The sequence below is a fragment of the Pseudomonas sp. SST3 genome, from assembly GCF_003325755.1.
In genome coordinates this window covers 1-3,590 of sequence record NZ_QORI02000170.1, presented here as the reverse complement: position 1 = coordinate 3,590, position 3,590 = coordinate 1, and the positions used below count along the sequence as shown (strand labels likewise).

Here is a 3,590-nt window from a genome sequence, read left to right as displayed (position 1 = left end):
ATATCCTCAAACCAGTAGGCCCACTGGGTCTGAAGGTCTGTTTCTACATCACTGCACAACAACATTAGCTGAACCTTGCGAACCCCTTGTGCAACGGCGCCTTGGAGTTTTGCCCGATCTTCTGTGATTTTGGCTTTCCATTTGTTTTGCGTATAGGCATGCACCAACGACGTTTCCACCAACCAGGTTGTGCCATCCTTCGCCGAAATCGCGATGTCACCCAATTGGCCGGATGCGTGGCCAGTAAAGTGTGTCCTGTAGCCAGGTTTGGGATTGCACTCGAACGCTAGAGCGGTAAACGCGCTGAATTGTTCCCAGTTGAACCACTCTTCAAACGAGTAGCCGGTGCCTGCAAAGCGCGTGATGTCACGGGCCTTGGGCCTGAAGTGGTCTTCCAGAATCTGAGCGAGATCGCCTAGGGTCATGTGCATCGTCCTTGTATTGCCAATGGGGTAACACCCAGCGTGCGCCTAAAGGTGCCGCCTTGTGGAACCCATTAACTATTTTGTAAGGCGCGGCACACAGCCGCTACCTCATAGGTCGGAAAGAACCAGGCCCCAAAAGATTATTGGCGTGGTAGATCAGTTCACCGCCGCCTTGCTCAACCGCACCAGTCCGAGGATGGCTTCGCTTAGGCTGGTCGCGCCTTTGTTGCTTTGGGTCAGCACCACATCCACATTGGTTCCGTCACGCTTGGCCATCGTCAGCTTTTTATTCATTAGACCGCTGATGGTCACGTCGGCAATATCGGCAAGTGCCACGCGGTGCGACTCCTTGAATTGCAGGCGCACGTATACGTACTCAAGATCAACCAGTACGCCCTTGTCGCCAGAGCCGAACACTGTTTCGTCGAAGAAGAACACCACCTCGTCCTTGGCAATGTTCAACGCGTTCTTGGATTCGAAGGTCAGGACCTTCTTCGTCGGCAAGTCCGGCGCCACATAGAACTTGTGATCGGCGTTGGACCTGAAACCTTGGGCGGCAGTCGCCACGGTCAACCCGCAGCCGCCGCGTTTCGCTGAGCCTGGTAGTACAGGCGTAACAACCGATAGCGCGCTTGCCTGCGTCTCGCGCGCCACGATTTTCTCGATCACTCGCTCACAGTGTTCATCGAAACGTTCATAATTGATAAATTGCGCATAGCGCTCGATGTCCGGGCGACTGGCGCTGAAACTTTCCACAGTGCTGAGGTCGCACTGGCGCAATTGCTCCTGGATCAGAGCTTGCTTTTCCTTGAGCAGGCCGCCCATACCGAAGTACTCCACAACACCATCGAGTCGCCCTTGATCACCCCCAAACTTTCGTAGCAGGATCGGATAGATACGCTCGTTGTAGGGATAAGCGCTGATCGCCTTGACCGCCGACGGCAACACGGCCTCGTCGGGGATCAGGCCTTTTTCAATATTCTCGGTAATCGCCTGGGACTTTCTGATCTCGTCCTTTGAATAGCTGTGCAACTTACCGGGCGAATCGGCATTGATGGCATCGAGGGTCGCAAGGTAGGCCGCATTAACGATATTGCTGGCACCGTCTGCGAACGCCTTGACCGTTGCCGGGCGCTTGAAAATCTCGTCTTTCTTAAACGAGTCGCCGAGTGCGCTGACCCCTTTGGCCATCAGGTTGAATACCCCATGACCAATATTGGACATCAGGTTTTTGGCGTCGGCATCGTATACCGCCTTCTCTGAACCATAGCCTACCCATTGGCGACGACCACGGCGACGATTGGTGCGATGCGCATCCACCTCGGCTGAACGCTCGACAATGGCTTCGTATTGCTCGGCCAATACGCCGAAATCTTCATCCCATGAGTCGTAGCGCTGCATGAACGCGTCGTAGAAGCGCTCTTCGTCGATATCGTAGATCCCGTGGGCCACGGTGAGCTTGATACTTTGGCCTATTGCCTGGAGGCGGATCTTATCTGCTAGATCATCGCCGCCTTCGTAGACGCTATCCAGGTTGGAAAAACAGATCGTAAAAGCCCGCATTGATTTTCTGCGACCACGTCGCGGCAATCGTCGAGAATGCTTGCCTGACCTGGTTTGTATCAAGCTTGCTTTGCGGTGTCTCAAGGGTGTGGCCGTAAAGTTCAATCGGCTGAATGCTTGCATCCATTGCGTGTCACCGTTCCAAGATCGCGGGTAGAAGGAGGGAGTAAGTCAGCTTCATCAAAGGCGAGGTGCAGCCCTCAATAAAGGTAGCACAGAGCCACTATATGATACCTGTATTACTCCCCGTCCCCTTTTCCGCGCTGCGTCTTAACTGGCCGGCATTGGGGCTCAGCCCGGCTCGACAATCTTGAGCCACGGCCAACGCGCCTGATAACTCCTGGCCTTGTGCAAAAACAGCGCCGGCTCCGGATGCAAAGGGTTGATGCGCAAGACACCCTGCTCCACATCCTCCAAGCCATAAGGCGCATACACCTCGCCCGAGGCAATATCCAGCGCAATGCACGTACCCGCCACCAGGTAACGGTCAACCCCCTGCCGAGCCGAATGCAACTGCGGGTAAGGCCGGCCAAACCGCTGCCCATACCAAAGGTGCACCCGCGCCTGATTCCTGACCTCCACATTCACCCCCAGGTCTTGGAATAGCACCTGCGCCGCACGAATTACCGCGTCTTCCGCCTCGTAGGACAGGTCCTCGTCAAAGTAAAAAACGTCATAGTCCTTCACGCCCTGAGCCGCCGGCAGATTCGCCTGATGGTTCCACACCGCCTGGAACAAAACAGCCCGCCGTGAGCATGCACTGCTGCACACCAAGCTCCGGCAGGCGCGCGGTGATTTGCGCGTTGATAGGATTGGTCATGGCCAATTCGAGCAAGGTGTCGACAGTCAATGTCATGTTCAGTCCTCCATCGTCAGCGCCAACCATAACACCTGAATATGGCACTCCTGTAGGAGCAAGCTTGCCCGCCAAGCGCCCTGCCTCGGCTGATGACTATCCCTTCACTCAATAGCTCGCCCACTCGCCGCGTCTTCCTAATCCGCGTAAAACGACTCGGCGAGTTGGATGTTGATGAAGTGGGGCGGGGGGTTACCGTGCGGTTGCCGGCAGCTCCTGGCACCACTTGATAGAACGCAGCGCTTCCTCGGCAGGCACAAGCGCGTAGCGCGAGTAAAACATTGTTCCGCTGAAACGACGGCCGTCGACTTCGCCCAAGGTCTGCCCATCCTTGTAGTCAGAGGTGCTGAGTTGATCGGCGATGTAATACACCTTGCCATTCTCAACGGTGATATCGAAACGCTGGTTAACCATACCGCTGATGATCGGTGGCGAGGTGGAGGCAACGCTGTGCTTGCCGGCGGGAATGCCGGCCTTGAAAAAACTACCGGAAGGCAAGCTGCCGATGGTGCGGCCATCGACCTGAATAGTCGGGGCGACCCCGCCACCGATGCTCGCCGCCGTGCGATAAAAGTAAACCGTGGCCTCATCCGCACGCGGTTCAGCCGGTGACGTGAAGAACGGTTGGCCTTTGAGGTCCGGACCGCTGATGCAACCGGTCAGTGAGACCAGGGCTGCGAACAGGCTGGCCCAGAGTAGCGTAGAGCGCTTCATGCATGAATTCCTTGAACGTGGATCAATGGGCG

Annotated in this window: 3 protein-coding genes and 1 pseudogene; all 4 read right to left on the bottom strand. The window is 56.1% G+C overall.

What is annotated here, in order from left to right:
• Positions 1-425 (bottom strand): hypothetical protein (locus tag DQ405_RS25935; protein ID WP_168426452.1); only part of this gene is annotated, 425 nt, incomplete at its 3' end.
• Positions 426-581: 156 nt separating this feature from the next.
• A complete protein-coding gene (locus DQ405_RS25930; protein WP_168426451.1) occupies positions 582-2,111 on the bottom strand; it encodes a hypothetical protein in 1,530 nt (509 codons plus the stop codon).
• Positions 2,112-2,279: 168 nt separating this feature from the next.
• Positions 2,280-2,844 (bottom strand): annotated as a pseudogene (locus DQ405_RS25925) (nucleotidyltransferase family protein).
• Positions 2,845-3,036: 192 nt separating this feature from the next.
• Positions 3,037-3,558 (bottom strand): DUF2846 domain-containing protein, encoded by a 522-nt coding sequence (locus DQ405_RS25920; RefSeq protein ID WP_168426450.1) that lies wholly within the window; start codon positions 3,556-3,558, stop codon positions 3,037-3,039.
• Positions 3,559-3,590 lie beyond the last annotated feature (32 nt).